15 protein-coding genes are annotated in these 17,601 nt (G+C 53.1%); 5 read left to right on the forward strand and 10 right to left on the reverse strand.

Annotated features, from left to right (window positions below; translation table 11 throughout):
- Positions 1-36 precede the first annotated feature (36 nt).
- From FF011L_RS21525 to FF011L_RS21570, 10 genes are all read right to left on the reverse strand, one after another.
- Positions 37-1,008, reverse strand: a complete 972-nt coding sequence (locus FF011L_RS21525; protein WP_145354041.1) for an acetyl-CoA carboxylase carboxyltransferase subunit alpha — start codon at positions 1,006-1,008, stop codon at positions 37-39.
- Positions 1,009-1,064: 56 nt separating this feature from the next.
- Positions 1,065-1,979, reverse strand: coding sequence for a serine/threonine-protein kinase (locus FF011L_RS21530; protein ID WP_145354042.1), 915 nt, complete (start codon positions 1,977-1,979; stop codon positions 1,065-1,067).
- 285 nt (positions 1,980-2,264) lie between these two features.
- Complete coding sequence (locus FF011L_RS21535; RefSeq protein WP_145355749.1) at positions 2,265-3,419, reverse strand: glycosyltransferase family 4 protein; 1,155 nt, start codon at positions 3,417-3,419, stop codon at positions 2,265-2,267.
- Positions 3,420-3,453: 34 nt separating this feature from the next.
- A complete protein-coding gene (gene truA, locus FF011L_RS21540; RefSeq protein WP_246109559.1) occupies positions 3,454-4,374 on the reverse strand; it encodes a tRNA pseudouridine(38-40) synthase TruA in 921 nt (306 codons plus the stop codon).
- 22 nt (positions 4,375-4,396) lie between these two features.
- On the reverse strand, positions 4,397-5,023 hold the full coding sequence (locus FF011L_RS21545; RefSeq protein WP_261342551.1) for a sugar transferase: 627 nt from the start codon (positions 5,021-5,023) through the stop codon (positions 4,397-4,399).
- Positions 5,023-5,976: an NAD-dependent epimerase/dehydratase family protein gene (locus tag FF011L_RS21550; RefSeq protein WP_145354044.1), complete on the reverse strand. Its 954-nt coding sequence runs from the start codon at positions 5,974-5,976 to the stop codon at positions 5,023-5,025. Before FF011L_RS21550 ends, FF011L_RS21545 begins: the two co-directional genes overlap by 1 nt.
- A 70-nt stretch (positions 5,977-6,046) precedes the next feature.
- Positions 6,047-7,327: a glycosyltransferase family 4 protein gene (locus FF011L_RS21555; RefSeq protein ID WP_145354045.1), complete on the reverse strand. Its 1,281-nt coding sequence runs from the start codon at positions 7,325-7,327 to the stop codon at positions 6,047-6,049.
- 54 nt (positions 7,328-7,381) lie between these two features.
- The gene (locus tag FF011L_RS21560) at positions 7,382-8,980 is read right to left on the reverse strand and encodes an alginate lyase family protein (RefSeq protein ID WP_218932792.1); all 1,599 of its coding nucleotides are present in this window, start codon (positions 8,978-8,980) and stop codon (positions 7,382-7,384) included.
- A 158-nt stretch (positions 8,981-9,138) separates the two neighbouring features.
- The gene (gene wecB / locus FF011L_RS21565; RefSeq protein WP_145354047.1) at positions 9,139-10,260 is read right to left on the reverse strand and encodes a non-hydrolyzing UDP-N-acetylglucosamine 2-epimerase; all 1,122 of its coding nucleotides are present in this window, start codon (positions 10,258-10,260) and stop codon (positions 9,139-9,141) included.
- Positions 10,261-10,337: 77 nt separating this feature from the next.
- The gene (locus FF011L_RS21570) at positions 10,338-12,548 is read right to left on the reverse strand and encodes a bi-domain-containing oxidoreductase (protein WP_145354048.1); all 2,211 of its coding nucleotides are present in this window, start codon (positions 12,546-12,548) and stop codon (positions 10,338-10,340) included.
- Positions 12,549-12,707: 159 nt separating this feature from the next.
- On the opposite strand from FF011L_RS21570, the gene FF011L_RS21575 reads away from it, so the two are divergent.
- The 5 genes from FF011L_RS21575 to neuC all read left to right on the forward strand — a co-directional run bounded on the left by FF011L_RS21575 (position 12,708) and on the right by neuC (position 17,598).
- Positions 12,708-13,757 carry a Gfo/Idh/MocA family protein gene (locus tag FF011L_RS21575; protein WP_218932793.1) on the forward strand — a complete coding sequence of 350 codons (1,050 nt, stop codon included), beginning with the start codon at positions 12,708-12,710 and terminating at the stop codon, positions 13,755-13,757.
- Positions 13,754-14,464, forward strand: coding sequence for an acylneuraminate cytidylyltransferase family protein (locus FF011L_RS21580; RefSeq protein ID WP_246109560.1), 711 nt, complete (start codon positions 13,754-13,756; stop codon positions 14,462-14,464). Before FF011L_RS21575 ends, FF011L_RS21580 begins: the two co-directional genes overlap by 4 nt.
- Positions 14,443-15,294 carry an SDR family oxidoreductase gene (locus tag FF011L_RS21585; protein ID WP_218932794.1) on the forward strand — a complete coding sequence of 284 codons (852 nt, stop codon included), beginning with the start codon at positions 14,443-14,445 and terminating at the stop codon, positions 15,292-15,294. The genes FF011L_RS21580 and FF011L_RS21585 overlap by 22 nt, the downstream gene beginning before the upstream one ends.
- 76 nt (positions 15,295-15,370) lie before the next feature.
- Positions 15,371-16,423, forward strand: a complete 1,053-nt coding sequence (gene neuB / locus FF011L_RS21590) for an N-acetylneuraminate synthase (protein ID WP_145354050.1) — start codon at positions 15,371-15,373, stop codon at positions 16,421-16,423.
- On the forward strand, positions 16,420-17,598 hold the full coding sequence (neuC, locus tag FF011L_RS21595) for a UDP-N-acetylglucosamine 2-epimerase (protein WP_145354051.1): 1,179 nt from the start codon (positions 16,420-16,422) through the stop codon (positions 17,596-17,598). The genes neuB and neuC overlap by 4 nt, the downstream gene beginning before the upstream one ends.
- The last annotated feature ends 3 nt before the right edge of the window (positions 17,599-17,601 follow it).

Consider the following 17,601-nt stretch of genomic DNA (forward strand, 5'->3'; position numbering starts at 1 on the left):
TCAGCCACCACTAGCGGCAAGGAACAACAATTAGGTTTAGGCTTCGACGGCGCCATCCAGATAGACGCCCATCTTACGGAACTTTTTGTAGCGGCTTTCGATCAATTCATCCATGGGGATGGCCTCCAACTCTGCCAAGGTTCGTGACAGATAGGTTTTCAAACGGCTAGCCATTTGATGATGATCGCGGTGAGCCCCTCCCAGAGGTTCGTCAATCACATCATCGACAACCCCCAACTTCTTCAAGTCGCCCGAGGTAAAGCGGAGCGAATCGGCGGCGTTCGGTGCGTACTGGTGACTTTTCCACAAAATCCCCGCACAACCTTCAGGACTAATCACCGAATAATAGGCATTCTTCAAAACGGCAACGCGGTCCCCTACCCCGATCCCCAAAGCGCCTCCGGACCCTCCTTCTCCGATCACAACACAGATCACCGGAGTCCGCAAGCGACTCATCTTGAACATACTTTCGGCGATCACCTGAGCCTGCCCGCGTTCTTCGGCACCGATCCCCGGGTACGCACCTGGCGTATCGATAAAGCAGATCAGCGGCAACTTGTATTTCTCTGCCATCGCCATCTTACGCATCGCTTTGCGATAGCCTTCAGGATGTGCACACCCGAAATGGCATGCCGCCCGTTCCTTGTATGTACGCCCTTTTTGGTGACCGATCATCATCACCTTAAAGCGATCAAGTTTCGCAAAACCTGTCAGCATTGCACGGTCGTCGCCAAAATGTTTATCCCCATGCAGTTCTACAAAGTCATCAAAGACCAACTGCAAATAGTCCCTCGTGTAGGGACGATTTTGATGACGAGAAACCTGCACAGTTTGCCAAGGAGTCAGATGCGAATAGACTTCGCGAAGCTGCTCATTCACCGTCTGCCGCAACTCTCGAAGATCTGCTTCTTGGGCTGCCGAGCGATCTGCAACTCGCTCCAGTTCACCGACTTGGTTTTCAAGTTTGACAATTTCGCGTTCAAACTCCAGGCCCGGTCCAGCATCCATATTCATCTCACTCAATACGTTTTCGAAAATTCCAGTGACGCGATACGCGTCCGGCCCTAATTATTGCGAAACAAGTCATCAGGATTTTTAAAGTTAGGCAGGTCATCAAAGACACTAACCTCAGGAGGCTTAGGGACTCGCTTAAACAACTTCATTGCCCGCACCTCCTTCAAGAACTCCCACATCGATTGCGGGCGATTCTCTGGCGACTTTGCCATCATGCTGCGAATCAATGCCGCGAATTCGGAGCTTACGTTGTCGTTGTAGACCAAGGGGGTGGGAATGTTCGCTTTCAAGTGCTTGGTCAAAAGCTCGTTCGGCGTTGAACCGGTGAACGGGGCTTTTGCGGTAACCATTTCGAACAGCACACAGCCAAAACTGTAAATATCGGCTCGCTCATCACATGCCTTGCCACGAATCTGCTCGGGCGACATGTAGCTCTTGGTCCCCTGGATTTTGGACTTGGAAAACAGCTTTGCCAGCCCCGATTTCTTTTTCTCAGCAATCTGAAAGTCGATTAATTTGGTCTCCCCTTCCCTACTAACCAAAAAATTGTCGGGCTTGATATCGCGGTGGATCCAACCTTTGTTGTGCATGAAGTAAAGCCCCTCTGCCGCCTGCTCCACAATGGTGTGAAGCATGAACGCAAGCGACTCCGGTCCCCGCCGCAGGGCCTGCTTCATGTTCAGTTCACTAAACAGTTCCATCACCAACATCGGAGTGTCACTCTCGATGGTGTACTCGTAAATTTTGATGATGCGATTGCTGGTTGTCAGCGTCGAAGCGACCGCGTACTCATGCTTCAGCGTCGCCAATTCTTCTTTATCGTGCCGTTTCTGGGGGCGAAGAATTTTCAGGGCAAACCGCTCATCCGACTCCGAATGCACCGCCTCCCAGACTTCACAGGTCCCTCCACCTCGGATCAAACGGACAAGCCGGTAGGGTCCCAGAAAATCGCGGATTTTTGTCATGAGCACGGCATCGGTTAAAAGCGGAGAAATCTTCCTAACCATCTTAGGCAGACCCGCAGGTTACGAAAAGGCGATGCCCCTCGGAGGCCCCCGCCGAATGACAGCCCAGCCCCCCTCCCCTCCCAAAAAAAAGGACATTTGGCAGTGAAATGAACCTTTTATGCGTTTCAACAGCGGATTCAGCCTAAGCGAACGGACGCCACGTCGTAACGCGTTCAGCCCGGAGGCTGTTTTCGGTGGGGCCTGGGAAATCCCCACTCCCCACCTCCAAACGCTGAAAACCATCTACTTCAGCAGTTCCTCGTAGATTTCCCTCAACCGCCGGGTCATCGTTTCGGCTTGAAAAGGCTCGGTAAAACGCTCGCGGCCAGTCGCCCCCAACCGCAGCCGAAGCTGCGGATCCCCTGCGATCTGGATCAAACGGCGAGCAAGTTCGTCGATACCACCTGCGGGGACTAAAAACCCCGTCTCGTCGTTTATGACGACTTCTCGAGCCCCATCGACGTCGTAACTGACGACCGGTTTTCCCGCGATCAGGGCCTGCGGAAGCGCTCTCGCCAACCCTTCGCGGTAGGAAGTGTGAACCAGCGCGTCCATCGCCCCGATCAGCGAAGGGATTTCCACAGGCGGGACCAGTCCAGTCAACAAAAAACGGTCCGTCAGCCCCAGCGACGAAATTTTCTTTTCCAGCTCTTCCCGAAGGACCCCATCGCCGACCAACAAGAACTTCACCTTCGGGTGCTCAGCGAGGACCCGCGATGCAGCGTGAATCAGGTCATCGTGCCCTTTCAGATGAAACAGCCTGGCAATTTTTCCGATCACAATATCGTCAGGTTGGATACCAAGCTTCTTACGTGTCTGCTCGCGAGTTTTATCAGCGGCCAGGAACGGCGCGACATCCATCCCACTGTAAACCGTCGTGAATTTCGAGCGATCCGCAACTCCGCCCTCGACCATTAAATCGGTCATCGCGTCGGCGACGGAGATCAGGCGATGGCACTGCTTGGCCGCACGGCGTTCACACTTGCGATAAAACCAGCGGATCGGAGCGGGCTGATAGGGATAAAACGGAGCCCCATGAACCGTATGCAAAATTGCCGGAACCTTTAGCGCCCACGCGGCCTGCCGCCCCAGGATCCCACCTTTTGCACTATGCGTGTGGACAACATCCGGCTTGAAATCCCGCAGCGCCGCCTTCAATGCAGCCAACGCTTTCGCATCGTTCAGCGGATGGATGGCTCGCCGCAGCATAGGGAGCTCCTTTGTCGGCAACTCCCCTACCCTGCCCTGCTCCAGCAAACCGCCTTCGGGGCCCAATGAAGGCCCGGTCAAAAGCAGAACGTCGTCTCCGTAATCGCGCAACAATCCATGGCAGGTCAACAATGTGTTTTCCTGAGCCCCACCAACGATCATTCGAGTGATCACATGAGCGATTCGCAACACAAGCCTTTCACAACAGCCTCAAACATAAGGACTAAGGCAATTCGCCCTGGTCCAAGATGGGTTGAATATCGTAGTCGACGCGGATTAAGAACAGCCCCAGTGCCGGAGCCGTTGGGCCTGCCTTATCGCGATCTTTCACATCAAGCAAGAAATCGATCCATTCTGGAGTCTGTTTACCACGCCCAACCTCCAGTAGGCTTCCCACGATATTGCGAACCATATTATAAAGAAACCCATCGGCTTCGATTTCGATATCCAGATACACCGCGTCTCCCCTACCCTCTTCCACGATCAGGTCGAGTGCACGGACATCACGGACGGTGGTTAGGCGGTCCGCCCCGGCCGCTTGGAAGCTAGCGAAATCCAGCTTACCGACCAAGCGTCCAGCCGCATCCCGCATTGCCGGCACATCTAAACGGTAAGGCACGTGCAAGCGATAGCGATGCTCAAAAGCATTCCGGATCCCGCCCACCTGCACTTGGTATCGATAGCGTTTACCGACGGCGTCACGGATAGCATGAAAATAGAGCGGCATTTCGGCAGCTTCCACGACCACAATATCGGGAGGCAATTTGGTATTCATCGCCCGCATCAGGCTAGCGGCCGAAGCCCGCCAAGCATCGGTGGTAAGGCTGCCGACCTGAGCCAACGCATGGACACCCGAATCGGTCCGTCCACTACCGGTAACCACCACGCGTTCGCCCGTCAGCTTAGCCACCGCCCGTTCCAGCATCCCCTGCACCGTCAGCTGCCGAGGCTGAACCTGCCACCCAGCATACCCCGTCCCATCATAGGAAATCCCCAGCTTAAAACTACGCAGCATTTGGTCGACTCGTAAAAGATGGCTTGGCGCGTATTCATTTTTAGCAAACAGGCCATTGCAATGCAGCGTCCGACCGGGCAAGGTCGCAAGGCAATCATGCTCCTGCAAGTTGACGACGGAAATTTCCAATCATGGATCTCACGTTCCAGAATCACGCAGCGCGTTTGAATACTTCGGGTGTTGGAATGCTGGTCGTTGAATCGGCCTGACAAACCCCATCGCTGCGAAAAACCTTCACCATCGTTAGGGCGACGATCTTAACATCAAACCAGAGGCTTTGTCGCTGGAGATACTCGGCGTCGAATTCGACCTTCTCGTCAATCGATAATTCATCACGCCCATTGATTTGGGCCCAACCGGTAATCCCGGGTACCAGCTGATGCGTCATGCAAGAGGTTCTCGCTGCCACTAAATCATGCTGGTTATAGAGTGCTGGCCGGGGCCCCACAAAGCTCATCTCTCCAAGCAAAACGCTCCACAACTGCGGAAGCTCATCCAAGCTTGTTTTACGAAGGATACTACCAACGGGAGTGATATGGGATGCCGAATCACTTAACAGATGCGTCGCCAATTGTGGCGTCCCCGTAAACATTGTGCGAAACTTTGGCATATCAAAAAGAACGTTGTTCCTCCCAACACGTTTCGACCAATGGATGACAGGCCCCCGAGACGTAACTCGTACAGCCAACGCAACAACAAGCATGACGGGCCCAAGCAGCAAGATGCATGCAACCGCTGCGGCGATATCAAACAAACGTTTCACAGGAACCCTTAACATTATGCGGCACGGTATGAGTTGACGGTATCTTCCAATCCATCACGAAGAGAAACCGACGGTTTCCAGCCGGTCATCCGCTCAATCTTGCTGGTCGAAACGGTTAACGAATCAACCAACCGAGAAATGGGAGCTTCCTTTTTGGTCAGCCAGCCTAGCGTTCGAAGTAATGGAACGGGCACAGGAAAGACGCGAGGCTTTCTCGCGAGCGCAAACGCCATATGACGAGCGAGCTCATTCGTCGAAACCGCCTCACCGTCAGCCAAATGAAATGTTTGATAGGCCGCCCCCGAGTGCTTCAGACAGATCGCAATCGCATCTACAAAATTGCCCACGTACAACAAGCTACGCCGGTTCTTCACACACCCCAGCGGCAATGGCATACCTCTATCGATGGCACGAAGAATCCGACTAAAATTTCCTAAAACACCCGGCCCATAGATCAACGGAGGCCTGAGAACAACGGGTTCGATCCCCAACCGTGACGTGGTCTCAAGAACCAATTGTTCAGCTTCCCGCTTGCTAACACCGTAAGCATCTTCAGGTAGGCAATCACTAAGTTCGGTGTAGGGTTCGGAATTCGCTTCGCCGACAGCCTTGATCGAACTTACAAAAACGAATCGCTTCACCTGCGTCCCTTCACATCCATCTAGCAACCGCTGCGTCCCCGCAACATTTACCTGCCGATACAAGGGAAGAGGATCCTCGACGGTTTCATTCATGACATGCGTACGAGCGACTAAGTGAACCACTGAATCAACCGAATCCAGAGCGGCACCCCAATTCTCGAACGTCGCTATATCACCGATGACAACGGGCTGAACCCCTACGGCTAATTCAGCGGCCGACTCCGCACGCCGTATCGTCCCGCGCACCTGCCATCCATCGGTCAGCAATCGTTCACACAACTGGCGACCAACAAATCCGTTTGCACCTGTTACCAATACTCGTTTCATTCAACCAATCCAGTCCATTGTTCGGTTTTAGGCAACTGAGATTTTTTAAAGCACCAAGCCAATCCGCAACCTAGGCGGCTCTTCGAACCGTGGACTTCGGCAAAGGTGCTTGCACCTTTGGGCTTTCTTGACCATCGGGGTCACCAAACCGAACCAGAACTTCCAGCATATCTGCGGCAAGCTGATTCCGATTAAAACGCCGGTCAACGAACGGGCGTCCCGAGGCATAACGCGAGGGTGCTGCGGCGATGGTTTCAATACACTGAAGCAACGAATCGGCGTTATCAGGCGTCATCGCAACCCCTCCCTCAGCCTCCATTACCAACTGCTGGGCCGGTCCCTCAACACCCATGATGATCGGTGTCTCCATTGCCATCGTCTCAAATATCTTCGATGGAATCACGGTCCCGAACAACTCGGTTCCCCGGAGATGGACAAGACAAGCGTCGCATGTCGCCAAGACGGTCTGCACATCGGATTTAGTGACTTGCCCTAAGAAACGCACATTATCAAGAGATCGATCTTTGGCCTCTACTTCCAATGCGCTACGCCTAGCACCATCGCCAACGATCCAAAACACCGTATCGTTACGGCCTTCATCTTTTTGTTTTTGTGCCGCATCCAAAACCACCTCTAGTCCATGAGCCATCCCCACGGTTCCGACATAAGCACATACGAACTTATTATCTCCTCCCCATTTCGTTCGCCATGCGTTGTCCGCTTGGCGGGGTTTCCAATAGTCCATATCCACGCCATTGGTGACTACCGTGATATCTTTGGCATCCACCCCTCGCTCTAACAGTTTTTCACGATACCCCTCACCCACGGTCACGATATGATCGGCGGACGCATACATCCTTCGCTCTAGCCATTCCAATACCCGGATCATCCGCGATCGCTGCATGGCCCCTACCGCCAAGACCGATTCGGGCCAGATATCTCGAATCTCCAACACGAAAGGGATCCGCCGAATCATTCGCGTCAATGTGCCCGCAAGCCCGGCAAAAAACTGCGGCGAAGTAGCAACCATCACATCGACGTTGCGGATGAAACAAGCCGTCAGAAAGGCATGCACCATGTAGCTAACAAAGCTTAATGTTCGGAGAAAGAAGCCTTGGTTCGCGGAGATCAGAGTACCGATCCTGATGACGCGGATCCCGTCCATCTCTTCTTCACTTCTCAACCGATTTTTATAGCCTGGATAGACTTTTCCAGCTGGCCAGTTCGGAGCAGGTGCCACCACCGTGACTTGATGACCAGCACCAACCCAACGACGGCAATGTTCGTACTGACGCGTTGCCCCGGCGTTTACTTCGGGAGGAAAATTTGGTGTTAGAAATAAAATATGCATGGGTTTCTCAACGATTTATTGGGAGATGCCTGAACCCTAGCAAATTTTGAATCGCTACCCCAATAGCGGTTTAGAGACTTCAGATACCCGGCAGACGATCTGAAAAGGCAGCTTTCCCTCAAATTTCCACCGGAGCCGTTTCGTCGCTATTTCCACACCATACTCAGGATGGTATGTGGCTTCGCACGCATCGATTTGACAGCGGCTACTGGCATCAATTTCCAATTCCAAAATCTGCTTATCATTGGTCAATTCCCACCGGTTTTCCCGCATTCTAATTTTCCAATGCGGAGCCAAAAGCCAGCCCCCTTCGACTTGATGGGTTCCCAGCCCATCAACCTGATCCGTGACGATCAAAAATCCCTCTTCCGATACTTCTACGATCCGGCGGTGCACAGGGCGTCCCGCCAAGTGCTGATATCCATCATGCTCAGCTTGCCCTAAGAAATGTTCCTGATCGGTAGAAACCTGGATGCCGCGAGGTCGAGCCCGCCGACCGACCCTAAAGATATGCCAAACCTCACTGGAATCGGTCTGATCAATGCAGACGGTGTTGTGAGTTGAAGTGGCGCGATCATATTCGCGTCGTCGGTCGTAGTCATAGCTATAACAACCAGGATCAACGAATAATTTCTGGGCCCGAAACGAACATTCCAAAGACAGGGTATCTGCGTGCGCGTGTCCCGGTTGGCAGTTGGGACCAACATCGCCGACATCCCAGAACAAGGTCCAAGGTTCTCCATGCCAAACCGCTACTCCGGAATCGGAAAAGTGCTTTCCTCCCCGCGGCATTGATAGATCGACGTCGACTCCGATCACTTCACCATGGATAAGATTCTGGTCGGCGTTGATCGTTGCACCGTCATTGAACTGGGCCACGCAGCCATCTGGATGCCGGAGCCAACGAGCGTACTCCGCCGCACGCTGCCACGTTTCCCGCATCTGATCGCGAACTCGGCCAGCCGGAAACAAAATGGCCAAGGTCAACCAATCGTCCATCACTTCCAAGTGATAAAATGGACTCCGCTCGAAGTGGCCACCGTCGGGAAGCATCTGCTCCTCAGATTGCTGCACCGCGATTTGCTGTGCCTTCGCCAACCACTGGCGCGATCGGCTGCCCACAAAAAAGTTGGCTGCCCAGGCCAATCCCACGGCATCCCGAAGCAAGTGATTTGCACGAAGATCCCATTCGAGGTTTCGATACAAATGATCCGCCTGCTGATACAAGCTTTTCTGCCATTCCTGCAGCAGTTCTTGAGGCAGTTCGATTTTGGCGTCATGCCAAAGTTGCCAAGTCCGGATCGACCAACTCAGACGGGTCGCAATGGCGTAGGCATTCCAAACAAGCGGCTTAGCCCCCGGAGAGTCCAAACGGCAATTTTGCAGCCAGTCTGACATCGCCGCGCCCCAAAGCTCCTTTGCTTTCGGCCCATGTTCTGGAGACTCAGTGGCAATTTTGGCTAGTTCATAGAGCCACTGATGATAGTGCAGAGTAACCGTCCACAAGCGATCCTCGGACACGGAACCGAGTCGCCAATCCCAGTTGGATTCACCGAATGCAAAAGATTGATTCAGCAGTCGCAGTTTCCCGCCTGCAAGAGACTCAATTAACTCGTTTCCCGAGTCGCAAGTCGTCCCAAAAACCGGTGGCATCGCCATTGGTCCCGGTTGAATTCCCGGCACTTCCAACGGACGATCCGGCCTAATTTTCGGAGCGCGTCGCTGAACAGCTTTCCAAGCCCTGATCGAAATTTGCGACCAATGCAGTGGCCAAATCGTACGCAGGACTCGTGGCAGTTGACGCGGTTCCATTAAGAGACGCATTCCTCAACGAGTGGCATCTTCGCTTGATAGATTTCTGAAATCGCCGCTACGATCCGCTCGCCGGTAGCCCCATCCCATTTTGGTGGAACCTGACCTTTCTTCCATTGTCCAGCAAACAATCGTTGCATCGCTGGACCGATTTTTTCGGGTGCCGTCCCGATCAACTCGTTCGTTCCGAGGGTCACCGTTTCCGGCCGTTCGGTACTATCCCGAAGAGTCATACAAGGAATCCCCATCACGGTGGTTTCCTCAGTGATACCACCGGAATCCGTCAAGACAGCCTTTGCATTTTTGACAAGGTAGATGAACTGCAAATACGCCTGGGGATCCACCACGCGAATACACTCGGGTAAATCACCGATCAGTTCTAGGTTTTTCCGTGTTCGCGGGTGAACAGGAAAAATCACAGGCAAACCCTCAGCAGATTCCGCAATCGCATTCAACATCGCCAAAAGGCTTTCTGGCTGATCCACGTTGGCAGGACGATGAAGTGTTATCAAGATGTAGTTGCCACTGGTCAGTTGCTCTGGACCAAAAAAGTCAGGTGGCTGGATTCGATCCAAATTTCTTAGCAGCGTGTCGATCATCGTGTTCCCGACAAAAAAGATCGCATCGTCCGAGATTCCGCACTTACGGAGATTCTCGTTCGCCAGCTCACTGGTTGTGAAGAAATAATCAGTAATCGAATCGGTTACCAAGCGGTTAATTTCTTCGGGCATCGTGCGATCACCGGAGCGGATCCCCGCTTCAACATGTGCGACCCCGATGCAGGCTTTCTTGGCAACCACCGAACAAGCCATCGTGGAAGTCACATCGCCGACGACAAGGCAGAGGTCCGAAAGTCGTTCGGCAAGGACGCCTTCGTACCCCTTCATGATCGTGCCGGTCTGCTCCGCCTGAGTTCCCGATCCCGAGCCAAGGTTCACGTGAGGTTCAGGAATCCCAAGTTGCGTAAAAAAGTCGCCCGACATTTTCGCATCGTAGTGCTGCCCGGTATGAATCAAACGGTATTCGAGACCGGTTCCTTCAGCTTGCTTTTCGATCGCATGGACAATCGGAGCAATTTTCATGAAGTTGGGGCGAGCCCCTGCGATAATATCGATCAACATAACTTTTACTTCCTTGAAATCAGATAAACAATGTCTGTAAGGCAACTTTGCCTAACACGTGACATTCAGCAAATGGGTCAAGCTGCGACACGTTGCTCTTGATTGTTCAGCAATCGTACCGGTGCACCGGTCCTTAGACTTTGCACGGCAGCGATCGCTGCAACAGAGGTGGCCTCAAGTTCTGGCCATGAAATCGGCCACTCACCTGTTTCAATCGCTCGAGCGAATTCCTGAATCTCTTCTAGATGCCCTTTGCCAGATCGAATCTTAGTGCGTTTACTTTTGCCACTTGCGTAACAGGTCACCGATTTAAAGTCATCGATGACACACGACCTACCACCACTAAAGACCTCGACGCGTTCTTTGGGCATCGACCGCGCACCACCCGCAAGATATCCGACGCTACTAACGGAGCCGTTGGCATGACGGATCGTCATAAATGCCTGGTCATCCACCTTCGAAGGAGCGTTGGCTCCACCAATCGACATAGCATGGATTTCGACCGGCAGACTGCCTGCCAAGTAGGTGACCAAATCGATCGCGTGGCATGCCTCGCCAATGATGCGTCCGCCTCCTTCCTGCGGATGTTGAACCCAACTATCTGCCGGAATGGCCCCTGCGTTGAATCGGTACTGCACGGTCATTGGGGCAGTAACATGTTCGAAGTGCGTCTTCGCTCGCTTTGCGGCGGCGGAGAACCGGCGGTTGTAACCAACCGTCAAGATCTGAGAAGGGTTTCTTTCAACTGCCTGCTTGATTTCAACCAATTCACTCGTGGTCATTGCCAAAGGTTTTTCAACGAAAACATGCTTTCCATGATCTAATCCTCGAATGGTCTGCGTTGCATGCAAATCATGACGAGTCAGAATCATCACCGCGTCGGTATCGTCGCTTGCCAAAACGTCGCTACCTGCTGCGGATGCGTTCGCAAATTGGAATTTTTTTCTCGCGTGCTCCGCAGAAACTCCTCCAGCAGAGCAAAGAACGCGATTTTCAAAGGCTGCACTGCGGACCACAGCAGGCAACATAGTGATTTTCGCGAAATTTCCGACACCGAGAACTGCCAACCTCGGTTTAGCAGGGACTTTCGGCCCCTTCACCTGCTTTAGAGCAGGAGCAAAAGACTTGGCAGTGCCAAAAGAACCGAGCTCGACAGGCGGAGTATCACTTTGAATTTGCGAGGTATGGTTTGGGTATTTCAAAACAATACCGAGATAGGGTTCGGTTGCTTCGCGGACCATCGAATAAGCTTCCACAGCCTTTTCGATCTCAAATTTATGAGTAACCAGATGGTCCACCCGAAGCTGGTCGCGTCCGAGCAAGTCGAGCACCGACTGCATGTTCCGCTGTTCCGTCCAGCGTACGTGAGCTGCGGGATAATCGATTCCGCGATCTTCATAGTTTGAGTCGTAGCGTCCTGGCCCGTACGAACAGGAGACAACGAATTCTGCTTCTTTGAAGAACATTGGTCGCCGTGGCATCTCAAGCCCCACGACTCCGACCAATACGATTCGGCCCTTCTGCCGGACCGCCTCGCAAGCCAATTCGATTGGTCCATTGCTAGCAGTTGACGCGGTGAGAATAACGCTATCAGGCCCCAGCCCACCGGTTATTTCGGTAGCTTGCGCAGCCGTCAATCCTGGGCGAGCCACTTCAGCCCCGCTCGCCTTGGCGAGCTCGCACTTTTTCGGATCAGGGTCGGTACCAATTACCCGGCAACCCGCCGCGTGAAGCAATCCGACGGTCATCTGACCGACCAATCCCAAGCCCACCACAAACGCCGTTTCACCGAGAACACATTTTGACAAGCGAACGCCCTGAAGAGCGATCGAACCCAGCACTGCGAACGATGCCTGCTCAAAGTTAACGGTGTCAGGAACTCTGGCGACCAAATTGACAGGTACCGATACGACCGAGGCATGGGGTCCGTTGCTTGCGACTCGATCACCGATCTGAAAGCCTTCAACACCCTCACCGCAACCGATCACAACTCCCGCAGAGCTGTAACCGAGCGTAAGTGGGTCATCCAACCGCTGCCGGACTTGGCGAAAAGTCTCCAAAGGACCATCCGTCTGGACTTTTTCCAGAACTCGTCGCACCTGATCTGGCCGCTCCTTTGCTTTTGCTAGCAGACTTTTCTTAGCAAAATCCATGACCATTTTTTCAGTACCAGCCGAGATCAAGCTCGCCTGATTAGCGATCAGCACTTTTCCGGGCTGAACTTGTGGGGGCTCTGATTTCGTTAAATCAAGTGTGCCACTGCCAACATTTTGACAAACTGAAAGCATGAGTGCGGTTCCTGAGACAATGGATAACATTCAGGCGACTACTTAAGCAAAAACACCCCCCGCAAGGCAAGAGCAGTTCTCTTCCGACCAGCTGCAAAGGGTTATTGCCGAGCATGCATGAGACGCTATTGACTCCCACTAAGCAGAGGAACTATTAGTTTGCACCCTGCCAAGGCAGAATGTGACCGAGTCAAACATCTTTGTGAGGAGCCTGCATTGCAGACGTTGATCGTCGGATATGGAAGTATTGGCAAGCGGCACGCGCAAAACGTTCGCTCCCTAATTCCCAATGCAGAACTCACGATACTAAGACATCGCCGTCCCCCCGGCAGCGATCCGGCATCCGCCGTCGCGGCCCGAGTGGTTTATGACATCCAAGATGCTTTAAGCTATTCCCCTCAGCTTGCAATCATCGCCTCCCCCGCCCCGATGCATATCGAAACGGCCATACAATTGGCTAATCACGGGGTCCACCTGCTCGTTGAAAAACCACTCTCGGACCAGTTGGTGGGGATCGACGAACTACTTAGCATTTGCCAGGCACGCAAGACCGTCTTACTAGTCGGGTATACATTGCGATTCAGTCAGCCCCTGCAAACGGTTAGACGAGCAATCGCGGAAGGCCAAATCGGTCGTTTGCTGGGAATTCACGCCGAGGTGGGGCAGTACTTGCCTGACTGGCGTCCCCATGCAGACTACCGCCAAAGCGTCACGGCCCAGCAAAGCCTGGGTGGAGGTGCCTTACTGGAATTGAGCCATGAAATCGATTACGTGAGGTGGATTGCTGGCAATGTTCGCTCTCTGCATGCCACTGCTCAAACGCTTAGCGATTTAGAAATCGACGTCGAAGACTGGGCAGAACTAGACCTTCAATTTGAATCTGGAGTGTCGGGACACGTTCATGTTGACATGGTTCAGCGGTTTCCCGTTCGCTGTGGCAAGGCAATCGGGACCCACGGCACACTGGAGTGGGACCTGATGTCTCAACAGGTTCACATAAACTCAATCGATAGCGACTCGAAAGTCAAACTGGGCAATCATTCAGGCACGGACCGAAACTTGATCTACGAAGAATTAGTGCGTCATTTTCTCGATTGTATTGAAGGAAATGCTCAGCCCGTTTGCACTGGGGCCGATGGGCGTGCCGTCCTTGAAATTGTCTTGGCGGCTAAGAAATCTGCACAAACAGGGGAAAGGATCGATTTGTGAGTGACACCAATATTGCAGGATTTATCTTTGCGAGAGGAGGATCCAAGGGGGTTGTGCGGAAGAACGTCAGGATGCTTGGAGGGAAACCTCTAATTGCCCACGCTATAGAGGTTGCGTTGGAAAGCCGGTGGCTGGACAAAATTTACGTTTCCACCGACTGCCCTGAAATCGCAGAAACGGCCGCCCGTTTTGGTGCGATTATCCCGTTCATGCGTCCGCCCGAACTTGCTGCAGATGACTCACCCGAGCGACTCGCATGGCGTCATGCGATTGAAGCAACAGAGCAGCAGATGGGCCAATCGATTGATGCTCTGGTAAGCATTCCGCCGACGGCTCCCCTGCGCAGCAGTGATGACATCGACGCCTGCATCGACAAATTGCTGAACTCAACGGCAGATATTGTGGTGACGGCAAAGAAAGCGGAACGGAGCCCCTATTTCAACATGATCACGCTGGATGAATCGGCTGAAGCCCATCTAGCGGCAAAGCCACCAACGCCAATCGCCCGCCGCCAAGACGCCCCCACGGTCTACGACATGACAACGGTCGCCTATGCTGCCCGCCGGCAAGCCGTAATGGAGCAGAATTCGATCTTTGAGGGTCATGTGAAAGCTGTTATCATCCCGCCCGAAAGAGCAATAGATATTGATACTGAGTTCGATTTTGATCTGGCGGAATTTTTACTGTGTCGACGCAACAAAAACTAACAACGCCGCCAGCGGGCACGAACGAAAATCAAACGATTCGTGAACTGATGAATCTATCAGGGCGTGTCGCCGTCGTGACAGGTGGCGCGGGTCACATCGGAATCGCAATCTGCGAAGCCCTTGCCGAACTAGGAGCGAGCGTCGTCGTCGTCGACCGGGATGCCGACAGCTGTGGCAAGCTGACCGATAGACTATCGAAACAATATCAGTCTCAAACCTTGCCGCTTGCCATCGATCTCCAAATCGAAAAGGAAGTGTTGTCGATCCCTGACAGCGTTGAAAATCGTTTTGGACGCCTTGATATTCTCGTGAATTGTGCAGCCTTCGTAGGCGCATCGAACCTATCTGGCTGGGTTACCGATTTCGCAAACCAATCGTCGGATGCTTGGCGAATGGCGTTAGAGCTTAATTTGACGACGCCTTTTGTCTTGACCCAAGCCTGTGCTCCAGCGTTAGCGAAAAACGGATCAGGCAGTGTCATCAATGTGGGCTCTATCTACGGTGTCGTTGGTCCTGACATGCGGATGTACGAGAACACCAAAATGGGGAATCCAGTCGCATATGCAGCTAGCAAAGGCGGGCTACTGCAAATGACAAAATGGATGTCGACCGTGCTCGCTCCCAATGTTCGCGTCAACGCAATTTGCCCAGGTGGCATTCAACGGGGACAACCCGATTCGTTCCAAGAACAGTACTGTTCCCGAACGCCGATGGGCCGGATGGGACACGAACAAGACATGAAAGGGGCTGCGGCGTACCTCGCCTCAGATCTATCGGCATACGTGACCGGACAAAATTTGGTTGTGGACGGCGGCTGGACAGCTTGGTAATCACTCACACATACACACTCGTTGGGCTGCTACCCTCTCCAGCATGCGAGACCCAATCGCGAAAGGACGAACCTAGATGCCGTTATCCATTGAAATTGCTGGAAGGAAAGTAGGCCCCGGCAATCCTTGCTTCATCATCGCCGAAGCGGGCGTGAATCATAACGGCAGCACGGAACTTGCGATCGAACTGATCGACGCAGCGGCGGACGCAGGTGCTGACGCTGTCAAATTCCAAACGTTTAATGCACAAAAGCTTGCCTCCGCAAACGCCCCCCAGGCAGATTACCAACGCCTGGCCGCAAAGAAGATCGAAACCCAACTGCAAATGCTCCAACGCTTAGAGCTTTCAGCCGAAGCGCACCGCACCCTTATCGAGCATTGCCAAAAAAGGAATATCGTTTTTCTGTCGACACCATTCGAAGAAGAAAGTGCAACCTTCCTAGACACTTTAGATGTTCCTGCCTTTAAGATCCCTTCTGGCGAGATCACAAACCTTCCATTCCTTGCGCACGTCGCTCGGACCGGTCGCCCGATGATCGTTTCCACCGGGATGTGCAATCTGGGGGAGGTCGAAGAAGCGGTAGGGGCGATTGAAGCGACCGGACATTGCCAAATGGTGCTTCTGCACTGTGTTAGCAACTACCCCGCGAATCCAGCGGATGTGAACTTGCGAGCGATGCTAACCTTGCAAGCCGCTTTTAATCTCCCCGTAGGCTACTCGGATCATACGCTGGGCACTGCAGTGGGCACGGCTTCTGTAGCGCTGGGGGCCTGCGTCCTCGAGAAACATTTCACACTGGACTGCAACCTTCCAGGCCCCGACCATCAAGCATCGATCGAACCCGCGGAACTGAAATACTTGGTCCAAGCCATTCGTGTCGTCGAATCCGCCATGGGAGATGGACGCAAAACTCCGGTCAGCAACGAATCCAACACCTCCGCTGTCGCCCGCAAAAGTCTTGTCGCTGCCAACAACATCGCTGCAGGCGATGAGATCACAGAGGCCTTGTTAGCGATCAAACGACCAGGCAACGGGCTCCCCCCAAAAATGAAATCGTTCGTTGTCGCCAGACGTGCTCGGGTTGACATCGCGGCTGGGGAATTGCTTCGGTTAGAGGATATCGAATGAGAACCGTCGCCGTCGTTACCGCAGGCCGATCTGACTGGGGCATCTACCTCCCGGTTCTAAAAGCAATTCAGGCCACGGATGAATTGAAACTACAGCTTATCGTGACCGGTGCGCATTCCAGCTCACTATACGGATCCACGATAAGTGAAATCGAAGCAGCCGGGTTCGATGTCAGCGAAAGCGTCGAAATGTTGATGCTTAACGATTCCCCGGAATCGATTGCAAAGTCGATGGGAATCGGCATGCTTGGGATCGCTCAAGTCTACCGACGCACTCAGCCCGACATTTTGCTTGTCTTGGGTGACCGTTTTGAAATGCATGCTGCTGCAACCGCAGCTGTACCGTTCAAACTTCCTATCGCTCACATCCATGGTGGTGAAGTAACCGAAGGAGCAATTGATGATGCGTTCCGCCATAGCATCACCAAATATAGTCACCTCCACTTTGTCTCCACGGCAGCCCATGCAAAACGGGTCATCCAGCTGGGCGAAGAACCATGGCGTGTCACCGTCTGCGGTGCCCCTGGCCTGGATAACCTACGAACATTAACACTCCTAACATCCGCCGAACTAGAGCATCGCTTAAAAATCCAGTTCACCTCCCCTCCCCTTCTCGTGACCTTCCACCCCGTAACATTGGAATTCGAGCAAACCGATGATCAAGCGGAGCAGTTCTTTGCGGCTTTGGCGAATTTTGATATGCCAATCATTGTTACCAAGCCCAATGCCGACACCAGCGGGCAAAACATCCTTCAGCATTTAGATGAATTCGGCAAGCGACCAAATGTACGCGTTGTCGACAACCTTGGCACTCAGGCATTTTTCAGTTTGATGTCTCACGCCGCTGCAATGGTCGGCAACTCTTCTAGTGGAATCATTGAAACCGCCTCCTTTCAGCTTCCGACAGTCAATGTCGGACTTCGACAGCACGGGAGATCACGCTCTCGAAATGTGTTGGACGTTGATTGCCGAACAGAATCGATAACCAAAGCGATTCGTCAAGCATTGTCGACTGAATTTCGCAAACGTCTGGATGGCATGACCAACATGTACGGAAACGGTAACGCGTCAGAACAAATTGTCGAGCGACTGAAAACAGAGCCGATCAACCAATCGCTATTGATGAAACGGTTTTATGACATCGACTTTGCAACTCCACCGATCGCCGCAGGATAACAA

It is taken from the genome of Roseimaritima multifibrata, assembly GCF_007741495.1.
Classification (GTDB): Bacteria; Planctomycetota; Planctomycetia; order Pirellulales; family Pirellulaceae; genus Roseimaritima; species Roseimaritima multifibrata.

What these genes read in the sequence shown, in the direction of transcription:
- FF011L_RS21525 (WP_145354041.1), bottom strand. Translation starts at nt 1,008, where the DNA reads ATGGATGCTGGACCGGGCCTGGAGTTTGAACGCGAAATTGTCAAACTT.
- FF011L_RS21530 (WP_145354042.1), bottom strand. Translation starts at nt 1,979, where the DNA reads ATGACAAAAATCCGCGATTTTCTGGGACCCTACCGGCTTGTCCGTTTG.
- FF011L_RS21545 (WP_261342551.1), bottom strand. Translation starts at nt 5,023, where the DNA reads ATGTTAAGGGTTCCTGTGAAACGTTTGTTTGATATCGCCGCAGCGGTT.
- FF011L_RS21550 (WP_145354044.1), bottom strand. Translation starts at nt 5,976, where the DNA reads ATGAAACGAGTATTGGTAACAGGTGCAAACGGATTTGTTGGTCGCCAG.
- FF011L_RS21555 (WP_145354045.1), bottom strand. Translation starts at nt 7,327, where the DNA reads ATGCATATTTTATTTCTAACACCAAATTTTCCTCCCGAAGTAAACGCC.
- FF011L_RS21560 (WP_218932792.1), bottom strand. Translation starts at nt 8,980, where the DNA reads ATGCCACCGGTTTTTGGGACGACTTGCGACTCGGGAAACGAGTTAATT.
- wecB (WP_145354047.1), bottom strand. Translation starts at nt 10,260, where the DNA reads ATGTTGATCGATATTATCGCAGGGGCTCGCCCCAACTTCATGAAAATT.
- FF011L_RS21570 (WP_145354048.1), bottom strand. Translation starts at nt 12,548, where the DNA reads ATGCTTTCAGTTTGTCAAAATGTTGGCAGTGGCACACTTGATTTAACG.
- neuB (WP_145354050.1), top strand. Translation starts at nt 15,371, where the DNA reads ATGCCGTTATCCATTGAAATTGCTGGAAGGAAAGTAGGCCCCGGCAAT.
- neuC (WP_145354051.1), top strand. Translation starts at nt 16,420, where the DNA reads ATGAGAACCGTCGCCGTCGTTACCGCAGGCCGATCTGACTGGGGCATC.